The 18,886-nt window shown below is 72.0% G+C and carries 15 protein-coding genes; 9 read left to right on the top strand and 6 right to left on the bottom strand.

Translation table 11 applies throughout. The annotated features are described in order from the left end of the window. The first annotated feature begins 27 nt into the window (after positions 1-27). The 6 genes from G3I19_RS16335 (at position 28) to G3I19_RS16310 (ending at position 7,858) form a co-directional block, all read left to right on the top strand. Positions 28-651, top strand: a complete 624-nt coding sequence (locus G3I19_RS16335; protein WP_164264338.1) for an isochorismatase family protein — start codon at positions 28-30, stop codon at positions 649-651. Then, positions 648-2,729 (top strand): anthranilate synthase family protein, encoded by a 2,082-nt coding sequence (locus tag G3I19_RS16330; RefSeq protein ID WP_343235125.1) that lies wholly within the window; start codon positions 648-650, stop codon positions 2,727-2,729. Before G3I19_RS16335 ends, G3I19_RS16330 begins: the two co-directional genes overlap by 4 nt. Beyond that, positions 2,729-4,303 carry an AMP-binding protein gene (locus tag G3I19_RS16325; RefSeq protein ID WP_164264337.1) on the top strand — a complete coding sequence of 525 codons (1,575 nt, stop codon included), beginning with the start codon at positions 2,729-2,731 and terminating at the stop codon, positions 4,301-4,303. The genes G3I19_RS16330 and G3I19_RS16325 overlap by 1 nt, the downstream gene beginning before the upstream one ends. Then, positions 4,300-5,898 (top strand): FAD-dependent monooxygenase, encoded by a 1,599-nt coding sequence (locus tag G3I19_RS16320; protein WP_164264336.1) that lies wholly within the window; start codon positions 4,300-4,302, stop codon positions 5,896-5,898. The genes G3I19_RS16325 and G3I19_RS16320 overlap by 4 nt, the downstream gene beginning before the upstream one ends. Positions 5,899-5,966: 68 nt before the next feature. Continuing rightward, positions 5,967-6,452: an Rrf2 family transcriptional regulator gene (locus G3I19_RS16315; RefSeq protein WP_239074412.1), complete on the top strand. Its 486-nt coding sequence runs from the start codon at positions 5,967-5,969 to the stop codon at positions 6,450-6,452. A 209-nt stretch (positions 6,453-6,661) separates the two neighbouring features. Continuing rightward, positions 6,662-7,858 (top strand): MFS transporter, encoded by a 1,197-nt coding sequence (locus G3I19_RS16310; protein ID WP_164264335.1) that lies wholly within the window; start codon positions 6,662-6,664, stop codon positions 7,856-7,858. Positions 7,859-8,039: 181 nt separating this feature from the next. Here the strand turns inward: G3I19_RS16310 and G3I19_RS16305 are convergent, their stop codons facing one another. From G3I19_RS16305 to G3I19_RS16280, 6 genes are all read right to left on the bottom strand, one after another. Next, positions 8,040-9,488 (bottom strand): lyase family protein, encoded by a 1,449-nt coding sequence (locus tag G3I19_RS16305; RefSeq protein ID WP_164264334.1) that lies wholly within the window; start codon positions 9,486-9,488, stop codon positions 8,040-8,042. Then, a complete protein-coding gene (locus G3I19_RS16300; RefSeq protein WP_164264333.1) occupies positions 9,485-11,461 on the bottom strand; it encodes an FAD/NAD(P)-binding protein in 1,977 nt (658 codons plus the stop codon). Before G3I19_RS16300 ends, G3I19_RS16305 begins: the two co-directional genes overlap by 4 nt. Before the next feature lie 58 nt (positions 11,462-11,519). Then, positions 11,520-12,752 (bottom strand): FAD-dependent monooxygenase, encoded by a 1,233-nt coding sequence (locus G3I19_RS16295; RefSeq protein WP_164264350.1) that lies wholly within the window; start codon positions 12,750-12,752, stop codon positions 11,520-11,522. A 20-nt stretch (positions 12,753-12,772) separates the two neighbouring features. Continuing rightward, positions 12,773-14,347 carry an AMP-binding protein gene (locus tag G3I19_RS16290; RefSeq protein WP_164264332.1) on the bottom strand — a complete coding sequence of 525 codons (1,575 nt, stop codon included), beginning with the start codon at positions 14,345-14,347 and terminating at the stop codon, positions 12,773-12,775. A 96-nt stretch (positions 14,348-14,443) separates the two neighbouring features. Continuing rightward, on the bottom strand, positions 14,444-14,974 hold the full coding sequence (locus G3I19_RS16285) for an SRPBCC family protein (RefSeq protein WP_239074409.1): 531 nt from the start codon (positions 14,972-14,974) through the stop codon (positions 14,444-14,446). Between the two features lie 101 nt (positions 14,975-15,075). Further along, positions 15,076-15,564 (bottom strand): GNAT family N-acetyltransferase, encoded by a 489-nt coding sequence (locus G3I19_RS16280; RefSeq protein WP_343235124.1) that lies wholly within the window; start codon positions 15,562-15,564, stop codon positions 15,076-15,078. 106 nt (positions 15,565-15,670) lie between these two features. Here G3I19_RS16280 and G3I19_RS16275 point away from each other — a divergent pair, with 106 nt between their 5' ends. The 3 genes from G3I19_RS16275 to G3I19_RS16265 all read left to right on the top strand — a co-directional run. Beyond that, positions 15,671-16,660: an NADPH:quinone reductase gene (locus G3I19_RS16275; RefSeq protein ID WP_164264330.1), complete on the top strand. Its 990-nt coding sequence runs from the start codon at positions 15,671-15,673 to the stop codon at positions 16,658-16,660. Between the two features lie 303 nt (positions 16,661-16,963). Then, positions 16,964-18,130 (top strand): exonuclease SbcCD subunit D, encoded by a 1,167-nt coding sequence (locus tag G3I19_RS16270; RefSeq protein ID WP_164264329.1) that lies wholly within the window; start codon positions 16,964-16,966, stop codon positions 18,128-18,130. Beyond that, positions 18,127-18,886 (top strand): SMC family ATPase (locus G3I19_RS16265; RefSeq protein WP_164264328.1); only part of this gene is annotated, 760 nt, incomplete at its 3' end. The genes G3I19_RS16270 and G3I19_RS16265, both read left to right, overlap by 4 nt.

Below are 18,886 nucleotides of genomic sequence, written 5' to 3'. Positions count from 1 at the left end.
ACTGACCTCAACCAGCGGAGAACGACCTTGTCCGGAATACCCAGCATCGAGCCCTACCCGATGCCGACATCCGCCGAGCTGCCCGCCAACACCGCACGGTGGACCGCCGATCCGGAGCGGGCCGTGCTGCTCGTCCACGACATGCAGCGCTACTTCCTGAAGCCCCTGCCCGACACCCTGCGCGACGAGCTGATCCGTAACACGGCCGCGCTGCGCGACCGTTGTGCGGCGCTCGGCGTCCCGGTGGCCTACACCGCGCAGCCCGGCGGGATGACCGATGACCAGCGCGGCCTGCTCGCCGACTTCTGGGGCCCCGGCATGCGTACCGCCCCCGCCGACCGTGCGGTGGTCGAGCCGCTGGCCCCGGTCCCCGGCGACTGGGTGTTCACCAAATGGCGCTACAGCGCCTTCTTCCGCTCCGACCTGCTGAAGCACATGCGTCAGGCCGGCCGCGACCAGCTGATCATCTGTGGCGTGTACGCACACGTGGGCGTACTCATGAGCGCCGTCGACGCCTTCACCAACGACATCCAGGCGTTCCTGGTCGCGGACGCCGTCGCCGACTTCTCCGCGGACAGGCACCGACAGGCCGTCGAGTACGCGGCGAGCCGCTGCGCGATGACCGTCACGGCCAAGGAAGTCCTGCTGTGACCGGAACAGAGGACACCGATCCGCTCGCCCGGGTGCTCACCGGAAAGCCGCCGCCCTTCGCGCTGCTCCACCGCCCTGGCTCGGCGGACCGGGACACGCTGGACGTCCTGTTCGGTGAGGTCTCGACGCCCGCGACCCTCGCGGAGGTCCCGCTGCCGGAGCCGTCCGCCCGGCCGGGCGCCCCCCGCCACGATGTGCTGGTCCTCGTCCCCTACCGGCAGATCACCGAGCGCGGCTTCCGCTGCGCCGACGACGGCGCACCGCTGATCGCCATGACCGTCGGCGACCAGGCGACCGTTGCGGTCACCGACGTGCTGGCCCGGATTCCCGACACCGCCATCGAACTGGCCGGCGGCCACTTCGACGTGGACGACGACACCTACGCGGACACCGTCCGCCGGGTCATCGCCGACGAGATCGGACAGGGCGCGGGGGCCAACTTCGTCCTCAAGCGCTCGTTCGTCGCCGACATCACCGGCTACACACCGCGCAGCGCGCTCACCCTCTTCCGGCGGTTGCTGGTGGGGGAGTCCGGCGCCTACTGGACGTTCATCGTCCACACCGGGACCCGCACCTTCGTCGGGGCCACCCCGGAGTGCCACGTCGGCCTGCGCGACGGCACCGCCGTGATGAATCCCATCAGCGGCACCTACCGCTATCCGCCGTCCGGGCCCACCCTGCCCGGCGTCCTGGAGTTCCTCTCCGACCGCAAGGAGGCCGACGAGCTCTACATGGTCGTCGACGAGGAACTGAAGATGATGGCGCGGATCTGCGCGACGGGCGGCCGCGTCACCGGGCCCCGTCTCAAGGAGATGGCGCGCCTCGCGCACACCGAGTACGTCATCGAGGGCCGCAGCACCAAGGACCCGCGCGAGATCCTGCGCGAGACGATGTTCGCCCCCACGGTCACCGGCAGCCCGCTGGAGAACGCCTGCCGGGTCATCCACGCGTACGAGCCGGAGGGCCGCGGCTACTACAGCGGCGTCGTGGCGCTGATCGGGCAGGACGCGGCGGGCGCCCGCGCCCTCGACTCCGCGATCCTCATCCGCACCGCGGACATCGGCCAGGAGGGACGGGTGCGGATCAGTGTGGGCGCCACCCTCGTCCGCCACTCCGACCCGGCGTCCGAGGTGGCGGAGACCAGGGCCAAGGCCGCCGGGCTGCTCGCGGCGCTGCAGGCCGACGCACCGGTCTCGCTGGCACAGCACCCACGGGTGCGGGCGGCGCTGGAGGAGCGCAACGCGACCATCGCCGGCTACTGGCTCGCCGATGCCGATGCCCATGCCGATGCGTGTGCTGCTGCCGCCGCTGCTCGCGACGCCGGGGGAGATCCCGACGGGCGGACACCCCAGGTCCTGGACGGCGCCCCGGGCGAGCGCCGCGAGGTGCTCGTCATCGACGCAGAGGACACCTTCACCGCGATGCTCGCCCACCAACTCCGCTCGGTGGGGCTCTCCGTGACCGTGCGACGGTTCGACGAGCCGTACGCGTTCGACGGCTGGGACCTCGTCATCATGGGCCCGGGGCCCGGCTCCCCGCACGACAGCGGCCATCCCAAGATCGCCCATCTGCGCTCGGCGGTACGGACCCTGCTCGCCGAGCGCCGCCCCTTCATCGCCGTCTGCCTCAGCCATCAGCTCCTCAGCCGCGAGCTCGGCTTCGACGTGATCCGCCGGGACACCCCGAACCAGGGGGTGCAGCGCGAGATCGACTTCTTCGGGGCCCGGGAGCGGGTCGGCTTCTACAACACGTTCGCCGCCGTCTCCTCGCACGACAAGGTGGACTGCGGTGCGGCCGGAATGGTGGAGGTGAGCCGTGACACCGCCACCGGCGAGGTGTACGGCCTGCGCGGCGCCCACTTCGCCTCCATGCAGTTCCACGCCGAGTCCCTGCTCACCCAGCACGGCGTACGCATCCTGGAACGGCTCATGGCCGAGGTCGCCCAGGTGACGGACTCCGGGCCGGTTTCTGTACGCGGGGCCGAGCGGGCGGTGTCATCTTCCGCGTCATCTTCCGCAGATTCCCCAGACCCCAACCCACCTGTTGTGCAGCCGCAGTCGAAGCCGAGGAAATCCTGATGTTCCGGATACCCGCCAGCAATAACGGCCTCTATCTCGGGTCGGTTCCCCAGTCGGCCGCCGCGAAGAACGGCGGCACCCTGATCACGCTCGACCACGACATGGCCACCCTGCCGGCCGTCGGGCGCACCCTGACCGTCGCCGAACTCGCCGAGCACGTCGACGACATGGCGGGCCGGCTGTGGGCCGCCGGGATCCGGCCCAGCGAACGTGTCGCGGTCCATATGAGCCCCGGGTTCGACATCTATGTGCTGGCCACAGCGGTGGCCAGGATCGGCGCCGTGCCCGTCATGCTGTCGCCAGCCCTGGAGGGCGAGAGCGTCGCGGCGCTGCTCGAACGCCTTGACCGGCCGCATCTGCTCACGGACGGCGCGAAGCTGGACGGCCCGCTGGCCGACTTCCCGGTGGCCGACCTCACCGACCGCACGGTCGTGGCCACCGGCTCCCGGCCCGGCGCCGTCTCCCTCGACGACCTGGCCGGAGCGCCGCGGCAGCAGCCCGTCCTGCTCCACCCCGATGAGCCCGCGCTGATGACACACACCTCGGGCACCACCGGGCTGCCGAAGCTCGTGGTGCACTCCGCGCGCACCCTGCGCGGCCGGTTCCGTCCGCAGGAGCGGCTCGCTTCGCTGGTCCGCAAGCGCGAGACCGTGGCCATCCATGTGTCGTACGTGCACTCCCGGATGTATCTGGCACTCGCGGTGCTGCTGCCGCGGGCCATGCCGCTGGTCATCATGAACGACTCGGAGCCGGCCGGTGTCGCCGAGCTCTTCGCGGAGACGCGGCCCGGCTTCATCGAGACCCATCCGAACTCCTTCATGGAGTGGGAGGAACTCGTCGACCACCCGCGCAGGCCGCTCGCCAACGTCCGCTATTTCAGCACCACTTTCGACGCCATCCACCCGAGCACCATGGACCGGCTGCTGCGCGCTTCGGAGCGCCGCGCGCCGCTGTTCTTCCAGATCTACGGGCAGAGCGAGTGCGGTCCGCTGGTGGGCCGCGGCTACACCCGCAAGAACGCGCACAAGGCCGACGGCCGCTGCCTGGGGTTCGCCATGCCGGGGGTGACGAACTTCCGTCTGGTGAGCCGCAACGGCGCCCGGCCGTCCCGGGACACCCCCGGGTACATCGAGGTGAGCACCGCGGGGCGCGCCCTGACCTACTTCGGGGAGGGCGAACGCTTCGACCAGCAGGTGCACGGCGGCTGGTGGCGCGGCGGCGACGTCGGCTACCGCTCCGGCTACGGCTGTCTGCATCTGCTGGACCGTGAGGTCGACGTCATCCCGACCATCCACAGCACCCTCGAGGTCGAGGACACCGTACTGGGCAGGCTGGAGGAGCTGACCGAACTCGTCGTGGTGGCGGGCCCGGACCAGGAGCCCGTCCCCGTCGTGTGCACCAGGAACGACCGCCCGCTGGAGGCCGAACGCTGGCGGGCCGCGGTGGCCGATCTCACGCCGATGGCGGAGCCCGTCCAGATGCCGCTGACGGAGCTGCCCCGCACGGCCACCATGAAGATCAAGCGCATCGAACTGTCCCAGCGGCTCAGGACACAGGAGGGCCGGGCATCGTGACCCAGCATCTGACAGGGGGCGACGGCCCGGCCCCCGCTGCGGACTTCGACGTGCTCGTGGTCGGCGCCGGGCCGACCGGGCTGATGGCGGCCTGCGAGCTGCTGCGGCGCGGAGTGCGGGTGCGCGTCATCGACCGGGCGCCGCACCCCATGCGCGCTCCGAAGGCCCTGTCGCTGTGGCCGCGCGCACTCGACATCCTGGAGGACGTGGGGCTGCGCGACGAGATCCGGCGCAAGTCCTCACGGATCGACGCCTTCAGTTACTTCTCCGACCGCCGGCCGCTCGCCTCCTTCGGCTTCTCCGATGACCTGGCCTCCAGGATTCTCCCGCAGTACGAGACCGAACAGGCGCTCGGCGGACGGCTGGAGGCGCTGGGCGGGAAGGCCGAGCGCGGTGTACGGCTGCTGGCGCTGGACGACGTCGACCACTCTGGGGACATCGCGGCCACCGACGGGGTGACCGCCGTACTGGAGCACGCGGACGGGGTGGTGGAGCGCGTCCGTGCGCCGTTCGTCATCGGTGCCGACGGGGCGGGCAGCTCCGTGCGCGGACAGCTCGGGGTCGGCTTCGAAGGCAGCACGTACGAGATGGCCTTCGCGCTGATCGACACACGTATCGAGGGCGACCTCCCGCCGGACGAGATCCGCTACTACCAGTCCCCGGCGGGGACGCTGGTGATCGTGCCGATGCCGGACGGCGTCTTCCGTTTCCTGTCCGTCATGCCGGGCGGCCAGGAGGTGAGCGTGCCGATGATGCAGGCCGTCATCGACGAACGCGGGCCGCGCGGGGTACGCATCACGGAACCCGTCTGGCAGACGGTCTTCCGGGTGCACGCCCGGCACGCCACCGACTTCCGGCGCGGCCGGGTCTTCCTCATGGGCGACGCGGCCCATGTGCACAGTCCGGCGGGCGGCCAGGGGATGAACAACGGGCTCCAGGACGCCAACAACCTCGGCTGGAAACTCGCCGCCGTCATCGAAGGCCGGGCGCCCGCCTCGCTGCTCCTGAGCTACGGCCCCGAACGCTCCGAAGCGACCCGCCGCATCGTCCGTGACACCGATCTCCAGACCCGGGCCTGGATGGTCGACAGCAAGGCGCGCATCAGGGCACGCGACGCCGCCTTCCGGCTGCTCGACAGGTCCGGTGCGGTGTCCCGTCTCTACGCACCGGTGATGGCCGGCCGGCGGCTCGCCTACACACCGGTCCGTGCCACCCAGTACCCGGCCCGGCGTTCGGGCTGCGCACCGCGTACCCGCCTCCCCGGCGGTCTGAAGGTCGGCGCGGTCTTCCCCAGGGAACGGGCGGTGTCGCTCGGTATCTCAGGACCCGGGGTGGACCCCTCGGCCTGGGCCATCGCCGTCATCGCGCCCGCGGACGCCGCCGGCTGGCTGACCGAGGCCGGGCAGCTGGCCGCCCGGTGGCCGCAGGCACGCGTGGTGCGGCTGTCACGGGCCGATGCCGCGGCGCACGGCGGCTGCGGCAGGCCGGGCTACTACCTCGTCCGCCCCGACGGGCACATCGCGGCCCACGGCCACGAGCGGGATCTGAACCGGCTGGAGACCGAGCTGGGGGCGGCGCTGCTGCCGCGCACCTGAGCATCTCCCTCCGGCCGCAGAGCCGTTGGGGTTGCATCCTCATATCCTCGACATTTAATATCCGGGATATGAGGATGCATGAGGGTGTCGAATGGGCGCTGCACAGCTGCCTCAACCTGGCCTGGGCGGGGCCCGAGCACGCGGTCCCGGCCGCCCGGCTCGCGGCGTACCACGACCTGCCGGCGGCCTACCTCAACAAGCAGCTTCAAGCGCTGGCCCGGGCGGGCATCGTCTCGTCCGTGCCGGGGCCGCGCGGCGGTTTCCGGCTGGCCCGCAGGCCCGAGGACGTCACCGTGATGGATGTGGTGGCGGCGATCGAGGGATCCGAACACGCCTTCCGCTGCGCCGAGATCCGGCAGCAGGGGCCCGGCGCCGGGATGCAGGACAGCTACCGCGATCTGTGCACCGTCTCGCAGGCCATGCGCAGGGCCGAGCTCGCCTGGAGACGCGAGCTGGCCGGCCAGACCCTCGCCGACATCAAGGCCACGGCGGAGCGCACCGCCCCAGGTGTGCCCGCCCGGGTGAGCCGCTGGTTCGCCGACGCCCGGGCCTGATCCGCCGAGGCCCACGAGGCCCGCGATACGGCACGAGGCCCCCGCGATGCGGGCGGGGCGGCCGCGCACCGAAATCCTGGACATTTTTTATCCTGATAGCCAAGGGGTTCAACCATGACCGATCGTCCGGAACTCACCTGTGGACGCGAGGTGTTGTCCTGGCGGGCAGCAGCTCCGCGACCGCTCCGGCACCGGATCGGAGGCACGCCATGACGGCTGTCGAGTCCGCCGAGTCCACCACCGGCACGGGCCGGTCACCGCTGAAGGGGTGGCTCGCCGTCTCCGCCGTCACCCTGGGAATCTTCTCCCTGATGACGTCGGAACTGCTGCCGGTCGGCCTGCTCACCCCGGTCGGCTCCGAGCTGAACGTCTCGGAGGGCACGGCCGGTCTGATGGTGACGGTGCCGGGACTGGTGGCCGCCGCGTCGGCGCCGCTGATCACCGTGGGCGCCGGCCGGGTGGACCGCCGGATTGTCCTCGCCGTACTGATCGGTCTGGTCGGCGCGGCCAATCTGGCCTCTGCCTTCACCCCGAACTTCGCCGCGCTGCTCGTCGCCCGCGTCCTCATCGGCGTGAGCGTCGGCGGCTTCTGGGCCATCGCGGGCGGGCTCGCCGTGCGGCTGGTGCCCGAGAAACACGTCCCCCGGGCCATGTCGGTCATCTTCGGCGGTGTGTCGACCGCATCCGTACTCGGCGTGCCCACCGGCACCCTGCTCGGTGACCTGAGCGGCTGGCGCACCGCCTTCGGCGCCGTCGGAGTGCTCGGCCTGGTGGCGCTGGTCTGCCTGGTGCTGATGGTGCCTGCGCTGCCCGCCACCCGGACGATCACCCTGCCGGAGCTGCCCAGGCTCCTCCGCGACAACGCGGCGATCAGGATCGGCGTCATCGCCACCTTCCTGCTCATCACCGGTCACTTCATCGCGTACACCTTCGTCCGCCCCGTCCTCCAGGACATCTCGGGCTTCGACGGCAACATGATCAGCTCGCTGCTGCTGCTCTACGGAGTGGCGGGTATCGTCGGCAACTTCGTGGCCGGTTCACGGGCCGCCACGCACGTCAGGCGGACCCTGCTCGTCATCGCGGTCGTACTGACGGCCGCCATGGTGCTGATCCCCGTCCTCGGCACCGGCCGGATCGGCGGGGTGATCCTGCTGGTGGTCTGGGGCCTCGGGTACGGCGGGGTCTCGGTGAGCCTGCAGACCTGGATGCTCAAGGCCGCACCGGAGGCAGGCGAGGCGGCCTCGTCGCTCTTCGTCCTGATGTTCAACCTGTCGATCGCCCTCGGGGCGCTGATCGGGGGCCGCGTCGTGGACGGGTCGACGGCCGGTGTCCTGTGGCTGGGAGGCGCTCTCGTCATCCTGACCGCGGTGGCGGTGGCCGCGTCCCGGAAGTCGCAACTCGCCTAGGAGGGAACGCCCCAGGGCTCCCGCCCCCCATGAACCGCCGCGTTGTGCCGACCGTTCTCGGCACAACACGGCCGGCCGCCGGCCCCCGCGCGTTACCCCGGTGCGCGGGGTCCGGCTGTGGTGTGGCCGGTGTGGCCCCGAGTGGTGCGGCTCTGAGCGGTGCGGCTCCGGAGCCCGTCCGTCAGATCACCGGCTGCCGCAGCGCGCGGTCCACCAGCGCACCTGCGGCGCCCGTGTAACGCGCCGGATCGCACAGGGCGGCCAGTTCGTCCGCACCCAGCAGGCCCCGCAGCTCCGCGGCCTCGGCCAGCACCTCGTGCAGCGGGAGGCCCGTCCGCGCCGCCACCGCGGACGCCTCGCTCAGCACCCGCTGAGCCGCTGCCTTCCCGATCCGGGGCGCCAGCACGGCCGCGATCCGCTCCGATACGATCCGGCCGCCGGTCAGCCGGAGATTCTCCGCCATCCGAGCGGGGCGCACCTCCAGGCCCCCGGCCAGTTCCACCGCCGTGTGCGCGGCCCCGCCGGTCAGCCGCAGGCACTCCCGCAGCAACTGCCACTCGGCGTGCCAGACGCCGGCGGACCGCTCGTCCTCCGTCATCAGACACTGCGTCAGGCCCGTTGCCAGGACGGGCACTTGCAGCGCCGCACTGCGCACCAGTGTGGCCAGGACCGGATTGCGTTTGTGCGGCATGGCCGAGGAACTCCCGCGCCCGGTGGCGGCCGGCTCCGCCACTTCGCCGACCTCCGTCCTGGTCAGCGACTGCACATCGACGGCCATCTTGGCCAGCGCCCCGGTGGCGAAGGCCAGCGCCGCCGCGAGGTCGGCGAGCGGGGTACGGATGGCGTGCCAGGGCAGCACGGGCCTGGCGAGCCCCGTCTCCGTGGCGAAGGCATCGAGCAGCCGGTCCTGATAGCCGCCCGGGTCGGCCCCGGTCCCGCCGCTTCCGCCGCTTCCGCCGCTTCCGTCGGTGTCGGCGCCGTCGAGCCGGGCGTACTCCAGATACCCGGCGAGCGTTCCGGCGGCCCCGCCGAGGGAGACCGGCAGCCCGTCGTCGAGAAGCCGGGCGAGCCGAGCGTCCGCTTCCAGGACGAGTTGCCGCCAGCCCGCGGCCTTGAGACCGAAGGTCGTGGGCACGGCGTGCAGGGCCAGCGTGCGGCCCGCCATCACGGTGTCGCGGTGGCGGCGCGCGAGCTCGCCCAGCGCCGTGGCCACCCGGCCGAGATCGTCCCGTACGATCCGCAGCGCCCGGCCTGCGACCAGCATGGCGCCGGTGTCGAAGATGTCCTGACTGGTGGACCCGCGGTGCACGTATTCCGCGGCCGCCGGGTCGTCCGCCGCCACCGCGCGGGTGAGCTCCCGTACGAGACCGACGACCGGGTTGGCGGTCTCACGGGCCGCGACGGCCAGCGCGCGCAGATCGATGCGGTCCGCGCGCGCCGCCCGCGTGATGGTGTCGGCGGCCGCATTGGGCAGGGTCCCCAGCCGGGCCTGCGCACGGGCCAGCGCCGCCTCCGCGTCCAGCATCGCCTGGAGCCAGGCGCGGTCGCAGACCGCCGCCTCCACAGGTGTGCCGGCCCGCACAGGAGACAGCAGGCCGGCATCGGTCAGCGCGTCGTGCGCCACGGTCATACGATCACTCCCACGAGATCGGTGTCGGTCGAGACCGGGCGCACCCCGGCCGGGACATGGGCGACCGGGGGAAGGGCGAGCACGGTGCGGGCGATCCCGTCGGAGTCGCCCAGGGTCACCGAGTCCACCCCGGGCCGGATGCCGGCCGCGGTCACCCAGTGCACCGACTCGGTGGGCACCCCGTAGGCGAACCGGCGTGGATGGGCATGCCCCTGCGGGCCCAGTACGTGGTACGGCCGCTCGGTCACCGCGAGCCCCCCGGTCTCGTAACCGCCGCCCTGGCCACCGGGGATGCGGTAGGTGGTGCACTGGCCGCTGTCGAGCAGATGCCGCAGCAGCGGGTCGGCGGTGCGGCGCAGATCCGGGTCGGGCAGCCTCGCCTCGATCAGCACCCGCGCCCGCACCGGCGGGCCCGGCACGAGCGTGGAGTCCGCGACGAAGGCCGGATCGCCGGTGTCGATACGGATACGGGTGCCGGGTCCGGTGAGTTCCAGGACGCCCGCCTCGATGAGCGCGCCCATCTCCTCGATGCGGGAGGCGGGCGGGCCGATGGAGAGATAGGCGTTGAGCGGCGTGTACCAGCCCTGCAGATCGTCCCGGTGCGAGTCGCCCGCCAGGCCCCCGTGGTCGACCGCGAGCCGTACTTCGTTCCGCAGGTCGCGCAGGACGTCCAGGGCGGCCTTGAGGGGGCCGCTGACGTTGCCGGCCCTTGCCTGCTGCACGTCCCGGGCCAGATAGTCGAGCAGCCACGCCCGGAACTCCTCGCGACCGGTGAACTCCCTTTCCCCGTACGGCTTGGTGAGCCGGTCCCAGCTCCAGCGGTCGGCGGTGGCGATACGCCAGGCGTCCAGCAGCGCCGACGCGTCCTGTCCCGGCGGCAGGGCCAGATACCGCTCGACGAACGCCTCGCGGTCCGCGCCGCGCCCCCCGGCCTCCAGCAGAGTGCCGTAGTACACGCTCTCCACTTCACGGGAGATGAGCGGCCACAGCTCCGTGGCGAAGCGGAGCCCGCCGCCCTCCGCCGGCCGGCTGCGGAGTTCGTCGATCAGCTGCGGGGTCAGCAGCCGGGGGAAGTACCGCCCGAAGGCGCCCTTCTCGTTCTCCCCGCGCGCCTGGTACGGGACACCGCGCCGCGAACTCGCGTACAACAGTGGCTCCTTGCCCGAAGGGCGGTACACCAGACGTCCGCCCTCGCGGACGAATGTCCCGCCGCGGCCGGCGGTGAACAGCGCCATGTGGTCGAAGAAGTTCAGTCCAAGACCCCGGAGCAGCACCGGACGGCCCGGTTCGATCCCGCTGAGGTCGAGGTCCGCCGGGTTGGCGGGGGTGATGTACGTGAGGTGGTGGATACGGGCGAGACTCGCCGTCCGCTCCTCCTGGGGCGTGAGGTGTGCGGCGACATGGCCGAGCGCGAGGACGATGGCGTCCAGGTGGTCGAGCCTCGTACCGTCCTCCAGCCGGACGCCCTGCGGCCCGCCGGGTATGCCCTGGGTGTCGGCCATGGCGACCGCACGCGAGCGGTGTACCCGGACCGTCACATGGGCCGGTGCGTGGGCGACCATATGACGGAACCGGTCGGCCAGATATCCGCCGTAGAAGGCACGGGTCGGATAGCTGTCGGGCCCCAGCGCACGTGCCTCGGCGATGGCCGCCGACCGGTCCTGCGGTCCGGCCGCCCGTACCAGCTCCTGGGCCCACTCGTAGAGGCTGGGCCCCGGCTCGACCGGTCCCTCTATCCGTGAGCTGTCGTCGGTGTAGACGGTGATCTGGGACGCCACCGTGTTCATCAGGAGGTGCCGGGACTGCTCGGTGCGCCACACGGATCCGGCGCCGGGCGTGGCCGGGTCCACGACGTGCACGGTCACCGACGGGTGCGAGGGGGACCGCCGTTCGTTGGCGCACAACCGTTCAAGGACGGACAGTCCGCGGGGGCCGGCGCCGATGACGCAGACCTCGATCCGGCTGCTGCTCATAGCGGGCACTCCGATCTCAGATGGCCGGTGGTGATCAGGGACGCGGAACGCGGCGTCGTCATGCGCCCGCCCGCTGGGGCGCGCGTACGGCGTGGCCTGATCCTGGCAGGGCATCCGCCGCACCGAAGTCGCGGGCGCCGTGCATCCAGGCCACATGATCGTGCAACTCGGTCGCCGACAGGGACGACAGCATCGCGTTCCTCTCCTCGGCCGCCCGGCCCGCGGGGTGCCACAACTGTGTGCTCCGGCGGGCGAGATCCTGGATCTGCGCGGTCCGGTCGCGCCGTTCGGCGTTGTACGCGGCGAACCGCGCGGGCAGCTCCCCGGCGGGACCGCCCACCGCGCTCCCGAGCAGCACGGCGTCCTCCAGCGCCTGGCAGGCGCCCTGGGCCGCGTAGTGCAGCATCGGATGGGCCGCGTCCCCCAGCAGCGCCACCCGCCCGTCCGTCCAGCGGCGCACCGGATCGCGGTCCACCAGCACCCAGGACCTCCAGTCGTCGCCCAGTTCGAGCAGGCGGTGCGGGATGTCACCCAGGGCCCCGAACTCGCGGCGGACACGCTCCCGTGTCACCGGGATCCCGGCGAACGCCTCCGTCGCGCCGTCGTCACGGCTCGCGGCGAGATTCAGGTACTTCCCGCCCGCGATGGGGTAGTGCACGAAGTGGCAGCCGGGCCCAGCCCACCAGGTGACGGTGGGGGAGCGGAGCTCATCGGGCACCCGGGACATCTCGATGACGGCGCGGTAGACGGTGAGCCCGGACACGACCGGCGCGCCGTCGCCGACGAGTTGCCCGCGCACCGCCGAGTGGATGCCGTCGGCGCCGATCACACCGTCCCCACCGACCCGGCGTCCGTCGTCGAGCACCACCGTGGCGCTCACCGCGTCCTGCTCGTAACCGGCGACGCCACTGCCGCTGCGCAGCTCGACCGCCCGGTGCCGGCGGCACGCGTCCAGCAGCACGCCGTGCAGTTCGGCACGGTGCACGACGACGTACGGATTGCCGAAGCGGCGCCGGTACGGGCCGGTGAGGGGCATGCTCGCCACGTGCTCGCCGGAGACCCCGTCCATGAACCGCAGCGCTTCCATCCGTACGGCGGTCTCCCGGACCGCGTCCCCGAGACCGAGGCGGTCGAGCGCGTGCAGCCCGTTCGGCGCCAGCTGGATACCGGCACCGATCTCGGCGAAACGGTCGGCCCGTTCGAGTACCACCACCTCGTGACCCCGCTGGGCGACGGCGAGAGCTGCGGCCAGTCCGCCGATGCCGCCCCCGACGACCACGGTCTTCGCCACGCCGCTCCCTTTGTACTCACTCACGGGCGCCCGCCCTCCGCCGTCAGGAGCCGCGCAAGCTCCAGCCTCTTGATCTTTGTGGTGGCAGTCTGCGGCAGGTCACCCAGACGCTGGTGCACGGGTGGGGCCATCGGCGGCAGACCGGCCGTCGCGGCCGCCCACGCGGCGGCGTCCAGCGGCCTGTCGTCCTTGGTGCAGACCACGGGCACAGCCGTGCCGTCCGCGCCGCGCACGATGACCACCTCGTTCAGCTCCGCCAGCCTGCCCAGCAGGGTGTCCTCGGCGGCCAGGGTGCTGCCGAACCCCTCGATCAAGTCGACCTCCCGGTCGAGGAGATGGACGCACCCCCACTTCGTGCGGTAGCCCACATCGCCCATCCGCCACCAGCCGCCGTCGGACACCTGCTGCTCGTAGCGCTCGTGCTCACCGAGATAGGTCACGATGCGGCCGTCGCTGCGCACCTCGATATAGCCGGGGTTGGCCTCCGACGGTGCCCGCCCGTCACGGCTGACGACGCGGACCTCCGTCATCCCGGGGAACGGCATCCCGACACAGCGCCCGTCCGCCTCGGGGGCCCGCCGCCGGGTGAACGCGCGCACCACGGCCGGGCCCACCTCGCTCTGGCCGTACAGCTGGCCGAAGACCGGGGCCCGGCGCCTGGTCGCCCGCAGCAGCCGGTGCACGGTGCGGGGGTGGATGGCGTCGAAGGTACTGCTGAAGAGTTTGACGTTCGCCAGTGGTTCACGCGGGTCGTCCGCCAGCTCCTCCCACTCCATGAACGAGTTGGGGTGCGCCTCCAGCACTCCGGGGCGCAGCCGGGCGAAGAGGTCACCGACCCGCTTCACGTCGGAGTCGGCGAGTACGACGATCGGGAACCCGCGCAGCAGCGAGATGGCGAGCGCGGTGAAGAGCCGGGAGTGCACGAACGACACATGTAGGGCGATGGTTTCGCGCCGGACCAGGATGGGCGCGACGGCGAGCGCCTGGGGCCGGTACCTGGCCTGGAGGCTGTGGCCGGTGTGGACGGCGAGTTTCGGTGTACCGGTGGTCCCCGATGTGTGCGTGATGAGCGCCGGGCGCCCGGGAGGCAGGGCCACCGGGGCGACCCGGACGGCACCGGCCAGCGAGGCCAGGGATGTGGCGCCGTCGTGGCTGCCACGGGTGAGCAGGACCCGCTCGGTCAGCTCGAAGACCGTGCCGGGCAGCTCCTTGGAGAGCTTCTCCGGGTCGGTCACCAGGAAGGGCATGCCCACCCTGCGTACCAGTTCAGCGACCGTCGTGCCGTCCAGCATCGGGGACAGCAGGACGGGCACGGCGCCGATGCGCGCCACCGCGCAGGCGAGCAGGATGATGTCGAATCCGTCGGACTTGTGGACGACCACTTTCTGGCCGGGGCGTACCCGCGCCGCCCATAGCCGGGAGGCGAAGTCGTCGACGATGTCGGCCACTTCGGCCACGGTCGCCCGCAGGCCGGTCGAAGGCGAGATGTCGAGTTCGTGATCGAGAATCAGGATATTCGCCGGATGCCGGGCCGCTGCCCGCTCGAAAAGCGTTCCCAGCCGGAATCCGTGATTTCCTGTGCGCTGTAGAAGCATGCCGCCAAGCTCTCGTCGGTGGACGGAGGAATCCGGCCGCCGCATGGTGGACACCGCTGTCGGCCGGAGGGTGCAGGAGGTCGGTGCGGAGCCGGATCAGCTCTTGTCGATGACAGCCTTGACGCGGCTCAGAGTGGCCGTCATATCGCTCTCCACCTTGGCGCCCCATTCGGTGAAGAAACGCCGCTTCTGCTGCTCGTCCATCTCCGCCACGATGCCGCGGATTCCCTCGGTCGCCCTGTCCATACGGAAATGGTGGATGAGCGTGCAACCGCCTTCCGCGGGCTCGATGTCGAACCCCCAGACGCTCTCCTGCCTGTTCCCCGCGGTGTCGCGCATGGCCCAGCGGAACGTGTGACCGGGCTCCGCCGCCACGATCTCGGACTGCGTCGTCCACTTTCCCCTGACGACCGGCGCCCAGGCGACGACCTTTTCGTCGCGCAGGTTCTCACCGCTGAAAACGGCTCCTACCGTGGCCGGTTCACCGGATATCCATTCACCTCCGATGCATTCGGAGCTCCATTCCCCACTGCGGGGCAGATCGCTGACGACGGCGTAGACATCGTCAGGGGCCGCGGAAACCTTTACTTGGGTGCGGAGTTCGAAGAGCGGGGACTTTTCACTCATGCTTCGGTCCATGCCGGGAAGCTTGCAGACGGCCCGCGGCACAGGTCAAAGCTCGGGCTGCGGGTCCGTCAAGTCGTCCCGCCGGGAGCTGTCCTGTGCCGTCATTCCGGCGCGATGGCCGAGGTGGTGTCCGCGGCGATGTCTGCGGCGACGGCCGGGGTGATGTCCCGGGCGAAGTGGTGGGCGGAGATCACCATACGGCGGGCGTGGTAGAAGCGGTGCGCCCCGTGATTGGTCACCCCGGAGTCGAGTTCGATCCTGATGCAGCCGGCGCGTCGGGCCCGCGTCTCCAGCTCGTCCATCAGCAGACCTCCGATGCCGCCCGACCGCATCCGGGCATCGGTGACCAGGTCGTCGACGAACAGCAGCCGGCCGCGGCTCGTCGCCAGCGTCCGGTGCGTCGCCACCCCCACACACCGGCCGTCCGGGGCATAGGCGGCGGTGAAGACCAGACCCTGCCCGTGGGCCTCCGCGGCGAAGGCCAGGAAAGCCGCTTCGGTGAGCCCCGGACGCAACGTCCGCAGCAGCGGCCCCACGTCGGTGCGCATGGCGGTCTGTCCGGGCACGATGTCAGCTGTCGTCAGTTCCACGACGGCAGCCTAGGACCGGTCGTCGTTGACCTGCCGCCGGGCCGAGTTGACGGACATCGGACCCGTTCCGCGGCGGTCCGCGGCCGCTGTGCCAGGATCCGGAGTCATGCGTGCCGCCTTCATAGAGCAGCTCGGTACACCGGACGTCATCCGCTACGGCGAGCTGCCGACGCCCCGGCCGGGCCCCACCGACGTACTCATCGACCTGCTCGCCACCACGGTCAACCCCGTGGACACCTTCGTCCGGTCGGGAGTCTTCCGTACCCCCGTCGACTTCCCGTTCGTGATCGGCCGGGACGTGGTCGGCAGGGTCTCGGGGCTCTCCGCGACCAATCCCGGAGCGCCCGGCTTCGACGTGGGCGACCTGGTGTGGAGCAACAGCCTGGGCCACGGGGGCCGGCAGGGAGCCGCCGCCGAGCAGGTCGTCGTGCCGGCCGACCGGCTCTACCATCTGCCCGAAGCGGTCGACCCGTACGACGCGGTGGCCGTGGTGCACCCCGCCGCGACGGCTTATCTCGCGCTGTTCACCCACGGCGGGATCCGCGCCGGTGACACGGTGGTCATCGCCGGCGCCGCGGGAAACGTCGGAAGCGCACTGGTGGTCATGGCGGTCCAGGCGGGCGCCCGGGTCGTCGCCACGGCAGCCCTGCGGGACGCCGACTACTGCCGCTCGCTCGGCGCGTCGGACGTCCTCGACTACCGGGACCCGGACCTTTTCGGGAAGATCCGGGCCGCCACCCCCCAGGGCGTGGACCTCTACCTCGACACCGCCGGTGAGAACGATCTCACCAACGCCGTCGGCCTCCTGGCGCGCCGCGGCAGGATCGTGCTGCTGGCGGGGGCCGGGACCAGGCCCGTGCTGCCTGCCGGGCAGCTCTACATGAAGGACTGCTCGGTCATCGGGTTCGTGATCTCCCACGCGACGTCGGCGGAGCTGGCGGAGGCCGCCGTCGCCGTCAACAGATTCCTCAGCGAGGCCCGGCTGCGGCCCCGTGCCACCGAGACCCTTCCGCTGAGTGCCGCCGCTGAGACCCACCGCCGGATGGAGGCCGGCGGGCTGCACGGCCGCAGGGTCGTGCTCCGCCCGGACCACTGACGGCTGTCGGGGCCGCACTGACGGCCGCCGGAATCCGCTGCCCGGCCCCGGGACGGAACCGCCCCCGGGACGGACCCCCCCCCGCGACGGGACCGCCCCCGGTCACCGGGACGCGCCAGGTCGGGACCGCCGGAGGGCGTGGCCGTACCGCCCCCGGCGCCGATGGCAGACTGAGGCCCGTGACGGACCGGGCGCAGGCCGGACCCGGCGCGGCCGGTGCCGCAGGCAGAGCCGGGCACCGGTCGGGTGCCGGGCCGGAGGCAGAGCAAGGGTGAGGGGAAACATGCAGGTCGGAGCGGAGCGGTGAGGCTCCTGCACACATCGGACTGGCACCTGGGCCGCTCCTTCCACCGCGTCGGGCTCCTCGACGCCCAGGCCGCGTACCTCGACCACCTGGTGGCGACCGTGCGCGAGCGTGAGGTGGACGCGGTCCTGGTCGCGGGGGACGTCTACGACCGTGCGGTACCCCCGCTCGCCGCGGTGGAGCTCTTCGACCGGGCGCTGCACCGGCTCGCCGAAGCGGGCGTCGCTACGGTGATGATCTCGGGCAACCACGACTCGGCCCGCCGACTCGGAGTCGGCGCGGGGCTCATCCGGCTGGCCGGGATACATCTGCGGACCGATCCGGCGGGCTGCGCCACCCCTGTGGTCCTCGCCGACCGGCACGGTGACGTGGCGCTCTACGGGCTGCCGTATCTGGAACCTGCGCTGGTACGCGACGAGCTGCAGGCGGCCAGGTCCGGACACGAGGCCGTGCTGACCGCCGCGATGGACCGGGTGCGCGCGGATCTCCGCGGCCGGGCACCCGGCACCCGCTCCGTGGTCCTGGCCCATGCCTTCGTCGCCGGGGGAGAGCCCAGCGACAGTGAGCGCGACATCACCGTGGGCGGGGTGGCCGCCGTACCGGCCGGAGTCTTCGACGGCGTCGACTACGTGGCGCTCGGTCATCTGCACGGCAGCCAGGCACTCACCGAGCGGGTCCGCTACTCGGGCTCCCCGCTCGCCTACTCCTTCTCCGAGGCCGCCCACCGCAAGACGATGTGGCTGATCGACCTCGGCCCCGCCGGGGAGATCTCCGCCGAGCGGATCGACTGCCCCGTACCCAGGCGGCTCGCCAGGATCCGGGGCCGCATCGACGCCCTCCTGGAGGATCCGGCGCTGGAACGGCACGAGGACTCCTGGGTGGAGGCCACACTCACCGACCCGGTGCGGCCCACCGAGCCGATGGCCCGGCTGGGCGCCCGCTTCCCGCACACCCTCAGCCTGGTCTTCGAGCCCGACCGGACCACCGGCGACCCGCTCGCCTCCTACGCGCAGCGCCTCCAGGGACGCACCGACCAGCAGATCGCGGAGGACTTCGTGGCGCATGTACGGGGCGGAGCCGGGCCCGACGCCGCCGAGCGCGGGGTCCTCTCCGCGGCCATCGACGACGTCCGGGTCGACGACGGGGCGAACGAGGTGGCGCGATGAGGCTGCACACCCTGCGCTTCACCGCGTTCGGCCCCTTCGCCGCACGCCAGGAGGTCGACTTCGACGCCCTCTCCGAAGCCGGGCTCTTCCTCCTCCACGGCCCCACCGGCGCCGGCAAGACATCGGTGCTCGACGCCGTGTGCTACGCGCTCTACGGGGCGGTCCCCGGCGCACGGCAGAGCCCCGGGGCCGGCCTGCGCAGCGACCACGCTCCGGCGGACGAGCCCACCGAGGTCTCGCTGGAGCTGAGCGTCGGCGACCGCCGCCTGGAGATCACCCGGCTGCCCGCCCAGCCGCGCCCCAAGAAACGCGGCGAGGGTTTCGTCACCGAGAAGGCACAGAGCAGACTGCGCGAGTACGACCGTGCGACCGGCAGCTGGCGGGCGCTGAGCAAGTCTCACCAGGAGATCGGCGAGGAGATCACCCAGCTCCTGGGGATGAGCCGGGAACAGTTCTGCCAGGTGGTGCTGCTGCCCCAGGGGGACTTCGCCCGTTTTCTGCGGGCGGACGCCGAGGCGCGCGGGAAGCTGCTCGGCCGGCTCTTCGACACCCGGCGCTTCGCCGCCGTCGAGGAGCGCCTCGCCGTACTGCGCCGTGCCGCCGAGACCCAGGTGCTCGCCGGTGACGAACGGCTGCTGACCCTCGCGCACCGGATGGCGGAGGCCGCGGGCGCGGCCGCCGACGACTGGCCGCTGCCCGGTGACCGTCCCGGCGAACCGGGCCTCGCCGAGGCCGTACTGGAGTGGGCCGCGGTGG

It is taken from the genome of Streptomyces sp. SID10853, from assembly GCF_010548145.1.
GTDB lineage: Bacteria > Actinomycetota > Actinomycetes > Streptomycetales > Streptomycetaceae > Streptomyces.
Note: the sequence above shows the minus strand (reverse complement) of the source record. Positions and strands in the feature narration are given on the sequence as shown.